The sequence below is a fragment of the Rhizobium sp. KNZ2-6A genome, assembly GCF_056755475.1.
Map to the genome: position 1 here is coordinate 72,928 of NZ_JBNDIC010000008.1, position 15,865 is coordinate 88,792.

The window sequence follows — 15,865 nt, forward strand, 5'->3', positions numbered from 1 at the left end:
CGCCGACAGACAACGGCACGCAGTCATCAGTGGGAACGCAGCCATGGCTCTGATAAATTCCGAAACACAAAGCAAGAAAGTCGATGCAAGGCAGCCTCGGCTGCCTTTCCGCCAAATGATTTCGAGATCGATCGTCCGGCCGGCGAAGACGGGAAAGCGCCCGAGGCGCTCAACACGCCTGGGCGTCTACATCCTCGCAGTCGTCGGTCCCACCCTGGTCGTCAGCGCCTATTACGCCTTCATCGCCGCGCCGATCTATGTGTCAGAGGCCTCCTTCGTCGTTCGCATGGCGGCACCGCCGTCATCGAATGCCTTCGGTTCGCTGCTGCAGAATAGCGGCATCACCCGCTCGCAGGATGACACTTTCTCCGTGCAGGAATATATCCGCTCGCGTCAGGCATTGAAGGAGCTCACCGAGCAAGTTCCCGTGCGGGCCATTTTCGGCAGCCGGCAGGCGGACCGACTGACGCGCTTTCCGCGGCCTTGGGAGAACAGCAGCGAGGAGGAACTCTACAATTATTACTCGGATCGAGTCTCAGTCATTCACAACGATACGACGGGCATCACCATGTTGCGCACGACAGCCTTTCACGCGCAGGATGCCGCCGATCTGAATACCGCGTTGCTTTCCCTCGGCGGCAAACTGCTCGACCGCTTGAACGAAAGAGCCCGCGGCGACGCGGTTCGCTTCGCCGATAATGAGGTGCAGGAAGCGCAGCAACGGGTCATCGATGCGCAGAAAAACATTACGAATTTCAGAAACAAGGAACTGATGATCGACCCTAATGCCAGCTCCATGTCGATGATCGACCTCATCACCAATCTGACCGCCGAGCTGGTCAATACGCGCGCTCGCCTTGCCGAGACGCGCAAGACCGCGCCCGACAGCAACTCCATCCCCTTCCTGACCAGCCAGATCGCAGCGCTGGAGCAGCAGATCGAAAATGAGCGGGCCAAGATGGTCGGATCGGACAAATCCGTAGCACCCAGGATCGCCGATTACGAAAGCCTCGTCCTGATGCGGGAATTTGCCAACAAGGCACTCGTTGCCGCCCTTGGTTCGCTGGAAGCAGCCAGGGCCGATGCCCGCCGGCAGCAACTTTATCTTGAGATCGTTGTACCGCCGCACCTGCCCGACGAAGCGGAGATGCCCTACGCCCTCAAGAACATCGTTGTGGTCTTCCTGTCTTTGAGCCTTGCTTACCTTCTGGGCTGGCTCATGCTGACTGCTATCAGGGATCACGAAAGCGGTTGATCCAAGCTTTGGGCAATTCCGCTTTTCTTCGAATCGCGAAAGCGCTCTATCTTCTTATTCCCAACGCATTCCGAACGGAAAACCGCTACGCCCTTTTCCTGGAAATGCTCCAGCACGGCATCGGCCGGCTGTGGCGTTCCGTTATCAATCGGAGTGCCAGAAGCAGGTATAGATTTCCGCCATGCAGGCGCGGATCTCGCGCCCGGCAATCGAGTCCGCGGTAATATGGCCATAGAGGCTGAACTCGGCGTCGCGTGCGCGAATGTAATATCGAAGAGCGGTCTCTATGTCCCGCATGGCCTTGTAGAGATGCGCCGTCTGGATTTCGACATCGATGACGGCGGCCGCATCGAGATTGTGTGCATATTCGCGATAGACATCATAAAGCTTCAATGCCTCGTCGAAATCGCCGGCTTCCTTGGTGACGTTTGCGTAGACGGCAATCAGGTCAATTTCGCCATCTGAGACCACCAGGTCGCGCAATTTCGGCTGCGCCTGCCGCCAGCGTCTCGACTGAACCAATTCCATCGCACTCTGACGCTTGCGTTCGATATCCGCACGCGAAAGCCGCAGACGCGCCGCTTCGAGATGGCCGGTTATTTCGGCGTCGTCAGGCGCAAGCTCATGGGCGCCTTCGTACCATTGCAGCGCGGCATCCGGCTCATGCATTCGATTGTAGAGGTGGCCGAGCTGCAGATGGATATCGATATCGTCCGGCTCCTCCTTCAGGAAATGCTGGTAGGCCTCCAGCGCCGCCTCGAAATCGCCGTTCTCCTTATGGGCGTGGCCAAGCTGCACCAACAATGAAATCCGTGCGGGATATTGCTCCACCGCCTGCTGATAGTAAAAGGCTGCAGTCGCCCAATCGCGCCGGTCACGCGCGGCGTCGGCCTCGGCCAGGACATTGACCGGTGCGCGGGCATCCGCCGTGCCGGTTCTGGGCTGTCCAACGCGCAGCAGCGTCGATGCAAATCGCAGCTCCTTTCTCATGATACATGCCGCATCGAGATGTTTCGCGGACGCAGCCAGCAGTCTTCGGGTGGACGCTCATGAATGCGGATACGCAATTCGATGAAACGATGCTCCCTTTTGACAGTCACGCATATGCTTCCCGAGAACGAGCCCACCAGCGTCATGGCCTGCAGAAAATCGAGACCGGAATTGGCGACCATCTCGATATCGAGCTTGGCCGCCTTCGGCTGGATGAGCTCAAGATCCAGCAGCCAGTCGCCTTCCTTGAAACTACGCTTGGGGCCTGTCAGTAACCAGCCCGGCTGGACGCTCCAGTTGCCATCATTGATCTGCGATGGCTGCTGCAAGAGGTCGGGGCCTATCATCCAGCCGACATTTTCGACCTCGCGCACGAAGACCACCGTCGCCTGCCCTTCTGAATTGACCAGCAATCCGGATGGAGTGATGTTCGCATTGGCGGAATCGCCGATATTCCGAGCCTCGCTGTCGCTTTCGGGCAGCAGCGTATCCCAGTAGGCCGTCTGGCCTTCCCTACGCGCAACGGCGACGATCCGCTTCACAACGGCGGCACGCGTGACGACGCCGCGCCGGAGATCGAACTCCAATCCCAACCGCTCGGCCGACGTCGGATCCCGTCCACAGATGCGCGAGAAGGCATAACGCAGGAAGGCCGCATCGTCGTCGCGGGCAAAACGCACGAAGTTCTCCACCATGGCGAACTGATCCGGCTCCCGTCGAAGCGCCTGCACGCCTGAAGGACCGCCGAGCGCTGACGGTACGGGACGACGAGCCTTCAACGCGTCGACAACGCGCAGCCGGTTGGTGCCGCCGCGAATGGCATTTGCAAGTGAGAGACGGTCATCCGATGTGAGGTCCGATTCCGTCAGGTCCAATGCCTTTGCCCAGGCGTCGACAAAGGATTCCGCAGGCAAGGAGAACACGTCTTTCGGTAGAATACTCAAGGGTTGTCTATGCAACTCGGCGATGGTCAATATTGCCCCCCAACATCTTTTCGATGGCTGTGACATGCCGCGCGGCAGTGCGCGGATAGGAATACCAATGCGCTGCCTGGCTGCGATCGCGATCCAGCATCGACAGCAACGCGGGATTTTGCGCAAGGCTCAGCAATGCCTCTGCTATGCACTCTATCTCGGTGCTTTTGACGACATGACTGATCGGCCAGAGGTCCCGCAGGACGGGTGAGCGGGAACACAGCAGGGGGCGATTGGCGCTCATTGCGATGCGCGCGGCCCCCGTGGCTGTTTCGGTCGAATGACCGTAGAGGAATGAAAGCAGGTCGCAGGTCATCAGTTCCCGACGCAACTCTCTCTCCGGGATGAAGTCGAAACGCGCCGTGACCTTCTCGGATATTCCAAGATACTCGATCAGGTTTTCGATCATGGCACGCGTTGCCCGGGATTCGTCGTTTGCAACCATGCAGTTGAATAGCTTTAGGCGCAGTCGAGGCTCGTAGTTTAATGCCTCCGCAAAGGCCAATACGAGACGATCGATGTTCTTGTGCGGCATCAGGAACCCGAAGGAGCCGATGGTAAAGTGCGACAGGTCAGGCCCCGGCGCATCTTCCGGCTCGGAAAGAACACCATGCGGCAAGACGATCGGATTCAAATGCCCTGAAGCCGAAAGCGCTGCCGCATCTTCCGCCGAATGCACGAAGACCATATCGAATGCTCGGGTCCAGTCGAGCGTGCCGCCTCGCAAGGCCTCCTTCACGCTGTGCATGGTCAGCACGCGCAGCCGATGACCCGTGGCGGAGATCGGCGGGATCAACAGCTCCATATCCGCTGTCGAAAAATGCCCCGGATGATGCTGCATCCAGAGAACATCGCCACGTCCCTGCTCCAATCGTCCCGCCAGACGCTTGAGCGAAGCGAGGTCATAACCCCAGAGCCGTGACATGCTGCGCGGAATGCCCTCGATGCTGTCCGAAGGCGCTTCCGGCAAGGCATCGTCTAGGATCCGCCGTGCGAAGACATGATCAAGCCTGCCCGCAAAGGCCGGTGTGGCGTAGAGATGCTGCGAATAGGTGGCGATGCCGCATTGCTGCTGCCAGGAAGAGATCAGATCCATCGTCCAGTCACGCCGCGCTTCGGCAGCCGTGGGGGCGGGTTTGGCAAGGGCAGCCAGCGTGCGGATGGCGACCGACTTCCAGCTGAAATGCGTCTTCAGAAGCGCTTTTGCTTTCTCGTTTCTGCTGCGTGCTTCATCGGGACGATCGAGCACGGCGCGCATCTGCGAGCCCAGATGTTCCACCGATGGTTCTGCCCATAAGCTGTGGGAGCCTGCCACATGAGCCTGGGACGCCGACATGTGACAATTGACCAACCAGGCCGTATCCGGGCGGCAGAAGTCAAGTTGGCCGCTATAGTTCGTGGTCACCACCGGAACGTCGAGCAGCATGGCTTCGGCCAAAGGCAGGCCGAAGCCCTCCCCCCTGCTCGGTGCCACCAGCATCGCGGCGGACCGATAAAGCGCACGCAGCTGGCTGGCATCATAATGTTGCTCGATGATGGTGATCGGCGGTGCGTCGGCCAGTCTGTCGCGCTTTTCCGCAAGGATCGATGCCAATACGTTGTTTGGGTTCGGAAACGTCTTGATCACCAGTTCGACCGGCTCATCCGCGCGGAACGTGCGCAGAAATGCCTCGATCAGGACATCGACACCTTTGCGTGGAAAGCAGGAAGACACATGCAGGATGCGCCGACGTCCGGTTGCCGGCAAGGGCGTATCGTTGGAGGTGACCGAGGCTGTCAAGTGATCGCAGCCATTTCCGGTTACCTCCACGGGAATGGTTATTCCAGAGCGCTGGAAACTGTCGCGGACGAAGGTCGATATTACGGTCACGACATCGAGATCACGATTGAAGCGATCCACCAGATATTGAGGGAATTCAAGCTCCTCCCAAGCGAACCCAACGTAAGTGTTCTGGCGCCCGACCATATCATGGGTCGCCGGCGGCCAGGTGTTTCGCAAATGGATGTCGTACATCTCTTTGAACGGATAGTCATTACGCATGCGGCGCATGATGTCCGTGGCAGCCGAAAGGTTTGCGTCACCTTGCCAGTCGTCCTCGTCCGTATGGCAGGTCAGATTGATGCCTAAATCTATGAGCGCCTGAGCGAGATGACGATTGACGATCGCCAGACTGTAGTCGCCCTTGAAAACGCCGTCATAGAAAACCGTCTTGCCGGCAAATCTCTCGATCAAAGATCGTTCGTCGATGCGCCCCGCATCGAGCGAATAAGGCGAAACAGCATCGTCATGGCGCATCCATCACTCCCAGGCACTGGAAACAAACAAATGAGCGATATGGCAAGCGGGCAAACTCGTGGACGTATCGTTGATACGAATGACGAGAATGCCGGCTTGCGCGTATCGCTTGCTTCAGCTCCGGGCGACCGTCGCCGTCTGGAGCTCGCTGCTCGGCTTGTATGTCAGGATGCCTGAGCTTCTCTGACGATATAGCCCATTTCCTCGGCCCGCTTTTCGAGAGAGGCGCGAGCCTGTTCGAGCACCTTGCCCGCATAGACCGGGGGATAGCACCAGTCATTCCAGGTCCGCGTCGCCACACCGGCAAGAGGGCCGAACCGCAACACGCCAGGCTCGAGGAAGGAGAGACGCCCGCCAAGATCGAGATAGGTCTCGGTCTGTGCTCCCTCGGCCAGGACGATCGCATGCTGCTCCAGTTCGATATGGAAATATTCGAACGGAACCAGCGTCGTCTCCTGCGTGATCGTCGTGCCGTTGACGAGGAACTTGGCCGGGATCAGCGCTTCCTCCAAGAACATGCAGTGATCGGGAGAGACGTATAAATCGCGAGCGGGAATATTTTCCGAAATGGCGCCCGCCTGGATGCGGATCGGGAGCGTGTCGCGGGGCTTGTCGATCGCCTTGGGATCAATCCGGCGGCGGCCGACCCATTTGATTTCCGCCACGCCGTTATGGGTGACGACGAGATCGCCGACGCGCAGATCCTCGACCGGAATCTCATCTTCCGGCGTACGGATTAGCGTGCCGCGCAGGAAGCAGCTCGTGAAGGTCAGTGTGTCGGTGCTTGGGTCATAAGTATAGGTAACGCCTGCCGGTATCGTGTAGGAGCCGAGCGGGCTCAAGATGCCCAACGCACCATAGAACGTGACGGTATTTCCCGACTGCTGGACAGAATTCGAACCGACGACCTCGATCCTGTCGCCTGACTGAACGTTCGTGACATTCGGCGGCGCCGACAAGCCCAAATTGATGCCACCGGGATCGTATGAGAACAGACCGGTGCCATTCGCATTGGCAAAGTCCACGGTAACGCCATTCAGCAAACCGACGTTGATCAGGCTGGCTTGGACGTTGATGCTGGAGCCGGCGCCGATCGCATAGGTATAGGTCGAACCGGCGCCGATATTCGCAAGGCCGGCATTGAGCGTCACATTGGCGCCGTTGATGGCTTCGATCGTGGTGCTCGAAAGCGCGCCTGTGCCGACGAGATTGCTGATATTTACATCCACACCGTCAACGATGACTGTACCGTTGGAAACGAGGTTGAGCTGGATTGTATCCCCCGACGTACCAGCATTACTGCTGTTGATCGTGGTCGTGCCGTTGTCCACAAGGTTGATGCCAATCAAAGCCATGTGATTATCCTCTCCATTAGATTAACACGTTGTTTTTAAAGGAAAACGCTTTCGTCAGAACTTGTAGTTCAGACCCACCCGAATGGCATGGAAGTCGAGGCTGGCTTTGGAATTAAGCACGTCTCCACCCACGTTGCTGCTGCCGAAATCGACATACTGATATTCGAGTTTAGCAGTCACATGATCGGTAAAGGCGTGTTCGACACCGGCGCCCACTGTCCAGCCGGCCTTGGTCTTGTCGTCGTCGAAGCTGCCGAAGCCGGCGAGAGAGCCCTTGTAGTTGACATGGCCATAGGCGAGGCCGCCGGTGCCATAAAACAAGGTGTTATCGTAAGCATAACCAATGCGCGGACGGAGTGTGCCGTACCAATCAATCTTCGAAGAGGCGCTCGCCACATCACTTCTGAAAGAGTCGCTGATATCAGCACCCTGGAAATCGGCTTCGAGGCCGATCACCCAATTGGGATCGAACTGGTAGTTGTAGCCGATCTGGCCGCCCCCAAGGAAGCCGGAGCCTTCAAGTTTCCCAAATTTACCTAGATAGCTCCCGAAGGAATGAAACCCTACCGTGTCGTTGCCACCGAAGGCGCCGCCTGCGTTCACACCGACATAAAAGCCGGTCCACGAAAACACCGGTGCTGTTTCCACCGGAGCTTGCGGTGGGGTTGAGACTGAGAGGTCGGCCGCATAACCTGCACTTGCCGCAATCATCGTCAAAAGGAAAGCGGTAGATCCCAAAAACTTGCGCATTCGAAAATTCTCCTCGAAGGGATTCACAAGATTCAACATGTAACTTGTGAAAGTTCACGTCGACGCCATAATATAGGCGCGTTTATAGCTGTAAATACGCCGTAACTAATATATATTTCTGGAATACATGCTTTATCTGTACAATATTGTCGCAATATGTATTGAATTATGACTTCATTTTTACTTGTGAGAGTCGCGGAGAATCTACTTTGATCCCGTTGACCTCAACGATGAGGAATCGATTTCACATCGCGTCGTTTCAGCGTTCCGGAATAAGCATGTGATGGCTCGCGACATCCTTCTCGATCAGAGAAAGCCGATTGTTTGCGGGAACTTAAGGGTGACGCAATCCGATGCGCGCTGTCGCTTTCGATATAGACAGGCGCCGGACTAATCTGCAGGTTTTGGTTGCTACTGCAGACACCGATCCGCTGCAGTGGGAGGCTCGACGGGGCGGACCCTTGAAGGTACGTCGAGCCTCCCCAACGTCCGCGCCGTTCGTAATCTTCATTGAGGATTCAGCAAAGATCGTCGCCGAGCAATCCTGGCGCGAGCATCGAACCGCGTCGCGCGACATCGGCCGGGCGTTATGACGTTGCGAAACAAACAAACATCCGGGTGTTAGGTTGTTGCTTACTCTAATGCCGGCTTTCCAAAGTCAGGCGCAATCAGACTTCTCGCGTCGTTTCTCGTATGGACGATACGACGGCGGCAGGCGACATCTTTGCAACTATCGCAACCGCCAAATTGCGATGGTCGGGAGGTTCGGTCGCCTGCAACATGCATCGGCCGGACCTCCTCGTATCCTCAAGGTCAATTCCGCTCGGCCGGCTTTTTGGCAGCACCGCCAAGGCTGACGAACGGACAGACAACTACGCTGAAAGACGGCGGTCTGCTCTTCCTTCAGAGCGTCACGGGGATGCCAGCCGCCTTGGCGGCCGCGATAAATGCCGATCGAACCTGCTGCGGCGACGCCCTGCCCGTGACGCCGTCAATGCAAGTCTGGAGCGCGTCTTCGAATGCCTCTCCATAGCGCACCGGCCATTGTGTCGTCAGGCACTCCACGGCGCGCATGACGGAATCGACGATCTGAACTGTACCATCATCATCGAGGCTGATTTTGACCGGCTCGAACGTAAGGTTTCGGAGGTTGTCGGAATTCTCGCCGGAGAAATCCTGCCGATCCTGAACGGCAGCTCGTTCGATACCTGCGCATCTTTGCTTCATGACCAGCTTGGTCAGTAACTTCATGTCGCGAGCAGTATCACCTGGCTTTGGCGCATCATCCTCGGCGGCTGTGCGTTCGAGATCGCTTTTGCTCGCGGCTGGCCGACCCCGCGACATCGTCAAATTATCTTCCGGGCGCCCCGGAGGACCAGGAGTTTTCGAGGGATTCGAACGAACAAACTGTTCGCCGATATCAGAATCAATGCCAAAATCCTTGGTATTCCGCCCCATGCCAACATGCCCCAATTAGCGTCCTCAACCCAGCCCACTACGAGCCTCCGCAGCCGCAATACGTTGCATCGACAAAAGTATTACTATTTGAAATCAGCAGTTTAACATGACCAAACTAGCGCTACGAAGCGAGTTTGACCAGTATCGCTGCAACAAAAACTGTGAATACCAGCCATGGAACCGTTCCGGGCTTGCTTTATCATGTATAACCACGGAAATTTTGCCTAAAGGTTCCATGGAAGGATTTCCATTTGAACCAAGCTGCACGTCTCAGAGCTACATGGTTGCGGACATGTGCTGATGCCTCTCAACCGAGCACCCACCAACCGCCTTCATCGGACCTCAGTTGAAAACATATGCGCTCCGCGGATCGGCGAATTTGACGGGAGAGCATTCACGCCAACCCGGATCGCACAACGAAGGTGGGAAGGAACACGAGAAATGAGCATCGCCCTGCGCGATATCGTGTGCGGCCATATTGTAAACGAACAAGATGCCGATTTTCCGCAGGAGAAATTGAAGGGGCGCACCGAAGTGCGCCGCCTGTTCAGAAGATGAAAAAAGTGGATGGCGGAACCTGCAATGCGGTGGCAATGCGACGAAGTTTCGCCGAATCCGCCTCTGCACCGGCCTCGATTTCAATGATTTCCTCAGTGGTGAGGCCACAGGTTTCAGACAGATCGTCAACCGTATAACCGATGGCTTCACGCGCCTGCCGCACGGCAGCTGCGATTTCCCCATGGGGAACGGTAGAAGCCTTTGAACTATCGATATTATTCGGAGTAATGGACATGAAATTTCTCCTTCCAAAGTCCGCCGGCAGTTCGTTGCCGGGTGAAGGCAGCTATTGCAGCCATGAGGCATATCGACCTAAACAGACGCGGCCGAACGCTGGGTCAATATAGGCATCAATGCGGCAAGGGCAAGCATGGAAGCGCATAGCTGCCCGGCGCCTGGCTCTCGGCTCATGTCATATTTTAATATTGAGTGATATCGCCGCACGTCACGGTTACAAAATAGCCGGGTGCGCTGAAGGCCTATTTCGCGATCGTTCGCTGCCACGGGATGCGATAGCTAGGAGCCAACATCACCCACTCCGGCAAAGTTACTTCTTGCCCCTTGCCTTGCGTATCTTCCGTTCGGCCGCGAGCAGGAGGCCCTTGAGTTCCGGTTCGCGCACGCGATTGGCCGCTTCGATGAAGGAGACCCATTCGACGCGGCGCTGGCCTCGCTCCGGGAAATCCTGAAGCACCTGATCGACCTCAAGCAAATGCAGCCCTACGATGCAGGGAAAGCGATTGCCGTCGGCAAGCTGCTTCAGATAGGTGAAGTAGCCGAAAGGCTTCTTCTTCACTTTTCCGCGCACGCCAGCCTCCTCATAAGCCTCTATGGCTGCGACCTCATGCGGTTTCTTGCCCTTGATAGGCCAACCCTTCGGGACCACCCAGCGCCCGCTTTCCCGGCTGGTGACGACGAGCATCACTGCATCGTCGCGTTCGGCTTCTTTCCTGTAGCAGATCGCAGCATATTGTTCGTGGACGCGGCCATGAAGCAGCGCATCCGCATGGGAAGCAAGCTCTGACAGGAAACTCTCCGAACGCCTCAAGGCCTTATGCTGCGCTGATATTGAAGACGCCATGCGCGGTTACCCACGACAAGGTCGATAGAGGCAAACCCACCCAAAAGCCGGCTGGCGTGCGTTCACAAAATTCCTCTGCGACACGCTGCCCTCCTATCCTGCGGCTCTGCCGAAATACCCAACTGTCAGTATGATGCTGTGAGCCGTTGCAGTGACAGTTTTATGAAGCCTGCTGTTGATGAGGAGAGTTGCATGGGTCGTCGCGGTCGATACACGAAACCGTGACCGCCCCGGCTGCCGAAATTGAAACGGCCCCACATGGAGGCCGTTTCGCACTTGGGAGGATGAAGCGAAGCCTACTCGGCCGCCTGCAAGCCAGGCGCCTCGATTTCCTCACTCAATTGCCCCGCCATGGCGGCGGCAAACTTGGTCTGGTCGAGTTCGTTTTCCCAGCGGGCGACGACGATCGTGGCAACCGCATTGCCGACGAAGTTCGTCAGGGCGCGGCACTCCGACATGAAGCGGTCGATGCCGAGGATCAGCGCCATGCCGGCGATCGGCACCGAGGGCACGACGGCAAGGGTAGCGGCAAGCGTGATGAAGCCCGCACCGGTGATGCCGGCGGCGCCCTTGGAGCTCAGCATGGCCACCAGCAGAAGCAGGATCTGGTCCCCAAGCGACAGCGGCGTGTCGGTTGCCTGGGCGATGAACAAGGCTGCCAGCGTCATATAAATGTTGGTGCCGTCAAGGTTGAAGGAATAACCCGTCGGGATGACGAGGCCGACAACCGAGCGCTTGCAGCCCGCACGTTCCATCTTGTTCATCAGGCCTGGCAATGCGGCTTCCGACGAGGAAGTACCGAGCACCAGCAGCAACTCTTCCTTGATATAGCGGATCAACGCCAGGATCGAGAAGCCGTTGTAGCGGGCGACGGCGCCGAGCACGACCAGAATGAAGAACAGTGACGTGGCGTAGAACGTGCCGATCAGGAAGGCCAGATTGGCGATCGTGCCGATGCCGTACTTGCCGATGGTGAAGGCCATGGCGCCGAAGGCGCCGATCGGTGCGAACTTCATCAGCAGCGCAACCATGCGGAAGATCGGGGTGGTCAGCGCCTGCAGGAAGTCGACGACCGGGCGGCCGCGCTCGCCGGCGGCGCCGAGCGCGATGCCGAAGACCACGGAGAAGAACAGGACCTGAAGGATATCGCCCTTGGCGAAGGCGCCGACGATCGTGTCCGGAATGATGTTCATCAGGAAGCCGACGATCGTCGCATCATGGGCCTGAGCCGCATAATTGTTGACGGCCTTCGTATCGAGCGTCGCCGGATTGATATGCATGCCGGCGCCCGGCTGCACGACATTCGAGACAATGAGGCCGACGATCAGCGCCAGGGTCGAGAAGGTCAGGAAGTAGATGAACGCCTTGCCGACGACGCGGCCGAATTTTTTCAGATCCGACATGCCGGCAATGCCCGTCGTGACCGTCAGGAAGATGACCGGCGCGATGACCATGCGCACCAGCTTGATGAAGGCATCGCCGAGCGGCTGCAGCGATGCGCCAAACTGAGGGTAGTAATGGCCGAGCAGGATGCCGGCGGCAATGGCGGTCAGGACCTGCACATAGAGATGCCGGTAAAAGGGAAGTTTGCCGCGCGTTTCGGCGGCAGCGATGGGAGCAATCATGATGTCCTCCGTTAAGCCCAACCGATCTCTCGGCCCTCCGGGCGACGACTAGAATTCAACAGCCTCCGACTGTTCCGTCTGGCTTTGCAACGGGCGTGCCAATTGAGGGGAAAGGCATTAACCATTTGATTTCATGTATTTTAAAATTCCGGCGCGGGAACGTGCCTTGCAACATGTGCGGCAATCCGCACAGATTGAATTGCGATCAGCGCGGAAATATGCACAATACGGCGATGCTACAGCGCGCCGCCACGGATCGACTTTTGACGCCAGAGCAGCTGAGCCGGCGCTCCCGCCGGGTTTGGCTCGCTTTTGCGTTCCTATCCGCCGCCATCATTGGGGTCGCTCTTTATGGCGCAAGCTTCTACGGCCGTGTCTCCGCGATCGAGACGTTGCAGAGGCAGGCGCATACGGATGCCAATCTCAAGGTCGCACTCTTGCGAGCGGTTCTCGAGCGTCCGCGCGCCTTGCCGCTCTTGCTGGCGGATGATCAGCAGGTCCGTGAGGCTCTCGCGGGACGGCGGATCGACGATATCGTTGCCTTGGACCGCAAATTGGAGAACCTCGTTTCCGGCACCAGCGCTTCGGTCCTCTATGTCATCGGCAAGGACGGGGTCACGATGGCCTCCAGCAATTGGCGGGAGCCCTTGAGCTTCGTTGGCAACGACTATTCTTTCCGCGACTACTTCAGCAAAGCCATGGAGGCGGGAACCGCAGAGCACTACGCGCTTGGTACGATCAGCAACCGCCCCGGTCTCTATATTTCGCGCCGCGTCGGCGATGCCGGCTCGGCATTGGGCGTTGTCGTGGTGAAAATGGAGTTTGATCAGCTGGAGGCCGACTGGAGCGAGAGCGGCCGCCCTGCTTATGTGACTGACGAACGTGGCGTGATCCTTATCACCAGCCTGCCTTCATGGCGCTTCATGACGACGACGTCACTTAACCGGGAAGAAGCGGCAGCCATTCGCAAGAGCCTGCAATTCGGCGCCGCGCCGCTCTCGCCTCTGCCGATCAGCCGTCCGCAAGCTATAGGCCCGGATGCGACCATCGTTCGCGCCGTCCTGCCCGGCAGCAGCGCCGCCGAATATTTGCGGCTGACGACCGCAATCCCTTCGACCCCCTGGCAGCTCGGTTATCTCATCCCGACCGATCAGGCGATTGCCTCCTCCATGCGCGAGACGCGTTTCTTAACCTTGACCGTCCTGCTGCCGATACTCGCCTTTGCCGCCTTCCTATTGCGGCGGCGCGATGTCTCCGTCATGCAGATCGCCGTCAGCAGGATCGCCCGCGAAGAGCTGGAGCGCCGCGTTTTGGAACGCACCGAGGATCTCAGCCGTGCCCGCGACCGGCTGGAGGCGGAGATCGCCGACCACCGGGCGACGGAAGCCAAGCTGCAGGGCGTGCAGCAGGATCTCGTGCAGGCCAACCGCCTTGCCATCTTGGGGCAAGTCGCAGCTGGCGTCGCCCACGAGATCAATCAGCCCGTCGCGACGATCCGAGCCTATGCCGAGAATGCCCATATCTTCCTGGACAGGCAGCAGACCGAGCCGGTCAAGGACAATCTGTCCGCGATCGCGGCGCTGACGGAGCGCATCGGCACGATCACCGAAGAACTCAAGGCCTTTGGCCGCAAGGGAAGAACCGCGCCCGAGCCGGTGGACATCAGAAGTGCGATCGAAGGTGCCGTCGTCCTGCTCAGGAGCCGGTTCGCCGGCCGTCTCGATGCGCTGAAGATCGATCTGCCGCCGACAGGCCTCCTCGTCGTCGGCACGCGCATCCGGCTGGAACAGGTGCTGATCAATCTTTTCCAGAATGCGCTGGAAGCTCTGGAAGGCCGCGAGCAGGCCAAGGTCGATGTTTCGGTGCGCGAGACGTCCGACGATGTCGAGATCGTGGTCTCGGATAACGGGCCGGGCATCCCCGCCGCAATCCTCGAACAGCTGTTTACGCCCTTCAATACATCCAAGGAAAAGGGCCTCGGCCTCGGCCTCGTCATTTCAAAGGATATCGTTGTCGACTATGGCGGCCGGATCGATGTCGAGAGCAACGGCAGCGGCACCCGCTTCACCATCCATTTGCGCAAGGCCACAGCATGAAGGACCATTCCCCCGTCTTCCTCATCGATGATGACAAGGATCTGTTGAGAGCGACGAAGCAGACCCTTGAACTTGCCGGCTTTACCGTCTCCGCCTTCCCCACCGCGACCGAAGCGCTGAACGCGCTGGATTCCGGCTTTGCCGGTGTCGTCGTCTCCGATATCCGCATGCCGCAGATGGACGGCCAGCAGCTCTTTGCCCGCATCAAAGCGTTCGACGCCGATCTGCCCGTTATCCTGATGACGGGCCATGGCGATATACCGATGGCGGTACAGGCGATCCAGGATGGTGCCTATGATTTCATCGCCAAGCCTTTCGCGACGGATCGACTGGTGCAGAGCGTGCGGCGCGCGGCGGAGAAACGGCGGCTCGTGCTGGAAAACCGCACGCTGCGGCAGGCAGCGGAGCAGGCCCAGGGCGATCTTCCGCTGATCGGCCAGACCCCGGCGATCGAGCGCCTGCGCCACACGCTTCGGCAGATCGCCGATACGGATGTCGATGTGCTGGTGACGGGTGAAACCGGTAGCGGCAAGGAAGTCGTGGCAAGCCTGCTGCATCGCTGGAGCCGCCGCGCCAAGGGCAATTTCGTTGCGCTGAATTGCGGCGCCCTGCCCGAAACCGTGATCGAAAGCGAGCTCTTCGGCCATGAGCCTGGCGCCTTCACCGGGGCGCAGAAAAAGCGCATCGGCCGCATCGAGCATTCCAGCGCGGGCACGCTGTTTCTCGACGAGATCGAAAGCATGCCGCCGGCGATCCAGGTGCAGATGCTGCGCGTGCTGGAAATGCGCGAGGTGACACCGCTCGGAACGAACGAGGTCCGCCCCGTCGATCTGCGCGTTGTGGCGGCCGCAAAGGTCGATCTCAGCGACCCGGGTCAGCGCGGCGATTTTCGCGAAGACCTCTATTATCGTCTCAATGTCGTTACGCTTTCCATCCCGCCGCTGCGGGAGCGGCGCGACGATATCCCCCTGCTCTTCGGCTATTTCGCCGAACGCGCCGCCAGCCGCTTCAAGCGCGATGTGCCGGCCGTTACGACCACGGTGCGCCGCCATCTGCAGCAGCACGACTGGCCGGGCAATGTTCGCGAACTCTCGCATTTTGCCGAACGCTTCGTGCTTGGGCTGGAGGCAAGCGTCCTGCCGAAATCCGGTGACGCGCCGACGGTGGAGGCAGGACTATCACTGCCTGCCCGCGTCGAGCGCTACGAGGCAGACCTCATCCGCGAAACCCTGCAGCAAAACAATGGCGACGTCAGGAAGACGATAGAGGCACTCGGCATTCCGAGAAAGACTTTCTACGACAAGCTGCAGCGCCACGGGATCGTCAGAGGCGATTTCGCCGACCTCTAGAGCATTTCCAGGAAAAGTGCGCAGCGGTTTTCCGTCCGGAATGCGTAGAAAAACAAGAAGATAGGGCATTTTTGCGAT

At 58.6% G+C, this 15,865-nt stretch carries 12 protein-coding genes; 3 read left to right on the forward strand and 9 right to left on the reverse strand.

Annotated features, from left to right (window positions below):
• Nucleotides 1–43 precede the first annotated feature (43 nt).
• The gene (locus tag ACPYOP_RS08100; RefSeq protein ID WP_481409868.1) at nucleotides 44–1,255 is read left to right on the forward strand and encodes a KpsE/RkpR family capsule polysaccharide export protein; all 1,212 of its coding nucleotides are present in this window, start codon (nucleotides 44–46) and stop codon (nucleotides 1,253–1,255) included.
• Nucleotides 1,256–1,399: 144 nt separating this feature from the next.
• Here ACPYOP_RS08100 and ACPYOP_RS08105 read toward each other — a convergent pair whose 3' ends face one another.
• The 9 genes from ACPYOP_RS08105 to ACPYOP_RS08145 all read right to left on the reverse strand — a co-directional run bounded on the left by ACPYOP_RS08105 (nucleotide 1,400) and on the right by ACPYOP_RS08145 (nucleotide 12,342).
• Nucleotides 1,400–2,245, reverse strand: coding sequence for a tetratricopeptide repeat protein (locus tag ACPYOP_RS08105; protein WP_481409869.1), 846 nt, complete (start codon nucleotides 2,243–2,245; stop codon nucleotides 1,400–1,402).
• The gene (locus ACPYOP_RS08110; protein WP_481409870.1) at nucleotides 2,242–3,189 is read right to left on the reverse strand and encodes a hypothetical protein; all 948 of its coding nucleotides are present in this window, start codon (nucleotides 3,187–3,189) and stop codon (nucleotides 2,242–2,244) included. Before ACPYOP_RS08110 ends, ACPYOP_RS08105 begins: the two co-directional genes overlap by 4 nt.
• A gap of 7 nt (nucleotides 3,190–3,196) precedes the next feature.
• Nucleotides 3,197–5,515: a glycosyltransferase family 4 protein gene (locus ACPYOP_RS08115; protein ID WP_481409871.1), complete on the reverse strand. Its 2,319-nt coding sequence runs from the start codon at nucleotides 5,513–5,515 to the stop codon at nucleotides 3,197–3,199.
• A 164-nt stretch (nucleotides 5,516–5,679) separates the two neighbouring features.
• Nucleotides 5,680–6,870 carry a Hint domain-containing protein gene (locus tag ACPYOP_RS08120; protein WP_481409872.1) on the reverse strand — a complete coding sequence of 397 codons (1,191 nt, stop codon included), beginning with the start codon at nucleotides 6,868–6,870 and terminating at the stop codon, nucleotides 5,680–5,682.
• A 54-nt stretch (nucleotides 6,871–6,924) separates the two neighbouring features.
• Nucleotides 6,925–7,620 (reverse strand): outer membrane protein, encoded by a 696-nt coding sequence (locus ACPYOP_RS08125; protein ID WP_481409873.1) that lies wholly within the window; start codon nucleotides 7,618–7,620, stop codon nucleotides 6,925–6,927.
• Between the two features lie 903 nt (nucleotides 7,621–8,523).
• Nucleotides 8,524–9,078: a DUF982 domain-containing protein gene (locus ACPYOP_RS08130; protein ID WP_481409874.1), complete on the reverse strand. Its 555-nt coding sequence runs from the start codon at nucleotides 9,076–9,078 to the stop codon at nucleotides 8,524–8,526.
• Nucleotides 9,079–9,625: 547 nt separating this feature from the next.
• Nucleotides 9,626–9,871 (reverse strand): helix-turn-helix domain-containing protein, encoded by a 246-nt coding sequence (locus ACPYOP_RS08135; RefSeq protein ID WP_481409875.1) that lies wholly within the window; start codon nucleotides 9,869–9,871, stop codon nucleotides 9,626–9,628.
• Nucleotides 9,872–10,183: 312 nt separating this feature from the next.
• The gene (locus ACPYOP_RS08140) at nucleotides 10,184–10,717 is read right to left on the reverse strand and encodes an NUDIX hydrolase (RefSeq protein ID WP_481409876.1); all 534 of its coding nucleotides are present in this window, start codon (nucleotides 10,715–10,717) and stop codon (nucleotides 10,184–10,186) included.
• A gap of 296 nt (nucleotides 10,718–11,013) precedes the next feature.
• Nucleotides 11,014–12,342 carry a dicarboxylate/amino acid:cation symporter gene (locus ACPYOP_RS08145; RefSeq protein WP_481409877.1) on the reverse strand — a complete coding sequence of 443 codons (1,329 nt, stop codon included), beginning with the start codon at nucleotides 12,340–12,342 and terminating at the stop codon, nucleotides 11,014–11,016.
• A 218-nt stretch (nucleotides 12,343–12,560) separates the two neighbouring features.
• Here ACPYOP_RS08145 and ACPYOP_RS08150 point away from each other — a divergent pair, with 218 nt between their 5' ends.
• Together ACPYOP_RS08150 and ACPYOP_RS08155 are read left to right on the forward strand one after the other, a co-directional pair.
• Complete coding sequence (locus ACPYOP_RS08150; RefSeq protein ID WP_481409878.1) at nucleotides 12,561–14,438, forward strand: sensor histidine kinase; 1,878 nt, start codon at nucleotides 12,561–12,563, stop codon at nucleotides 14,436–14,438.
• Nucleotides 14,435–15,787 carry a sigma-54-dependent transcriptional regulator gene (locus ACPYOP_RS08155; RefSeq protein WP_481409879.1) on the forward strand — a complete coding sequence of 451 codons (1,353 nt, stop codon included), beginning with the start codon at nucleotides 14,435–14,437 and terminating at the stop codon, nucleotides 15,785–15,787. Before ACPYOP_RS08150 ends, ACPYOP_RS08155 begins: the two co-directional genes overlap by 4 nt.
• The last annotated feature ends 78 nt before the right edge of the window (nucleotides 15,788–15,865 follow it).

Excerpts from the sequence above, each read along its gene's own strand:
- ACPYOP_RS08100 (WP_481409868.1), top strand. The coding sequence starts at position 44 with ATGGCTCTGATAAATTCCGAAACACAAAGCAAGAAAGTCGATGCAAGG.
- ACPYOP_RS08105 (WP_481409869.1), bottom strand. The coding sequence starts at position 2,245 with ATGAGAAAGGAGCTGCGATTTGCATCGACGCTGCTGCGCGTTGGACAG.
- ACPYOP_RS08150 (WP_481409878.1), top strand. The coding sequence starts at position 12,561 with ATGCACAATACGGCGATGCTACAGCGCGCCGCCACGGATCGACTTTTG.
- ACPYOP_RS08115 (WP_481409871.1), bottom strand. The coding sequence starts at position 5,515 with ATGCGCCATGACGATGCTGTTTCGCCTTATTCGCTCGATGCGGGGCGC.
- ACPYOP_RS08145 (WP_481409877.1), bottom strand. The coding sequence starts at position 12,342 with ATGATTGCTCCCATCGCTGCCGCCGAAACGCGCGGCAAACTTCCCTTT.
- ACPYOP_RS08140 (WP_481409876.1), bottom strand. The coding sequence starts at position 10,717 with ATGGCGTCTTCAATATCAGCGCAGCATAAGGCCTTGAGGCGTTCGGAG.
- ACPYOP_RS08125 (WP_481409873.1), bottom strand. The coding sequence starts at position 7,620 with ATGCGCAAGTTTTTGGGATCTACCGCTTTCCTTTTGACGATGATTGCG.
- ACPYOP_RS08120 (WP_481409872.1), bottom strand. The coding sequence starts at position 6,870 with ATGGCTTTGATTGGCATCAACCTTGTGGACAACGGCACGACCACGATC.
- ACPYOP_RS08155 (WP_481409879.1), top strand. The coding sequence starts at position 14,435 with ATGAAGGACCATTCCCCCGTCTTCCTCATCGATGATGACAAGGATCTG.
- ACPYOP_RS08130 (WP_481409874.1), bottom strand. The coding sequence starts at position 9,078 with ATGGGGCGGAATACCAAGGATTTTGGCATTGATTCTGATATCGGCGAA.
- ACPYOP_RS08135 (WP_481409875.1), bottom strand. The coding sequence starts at position 9,871 with ATGTCCATTACTCCGAATAATATCGATAGTTCAAAGGCTTCTACCGTT.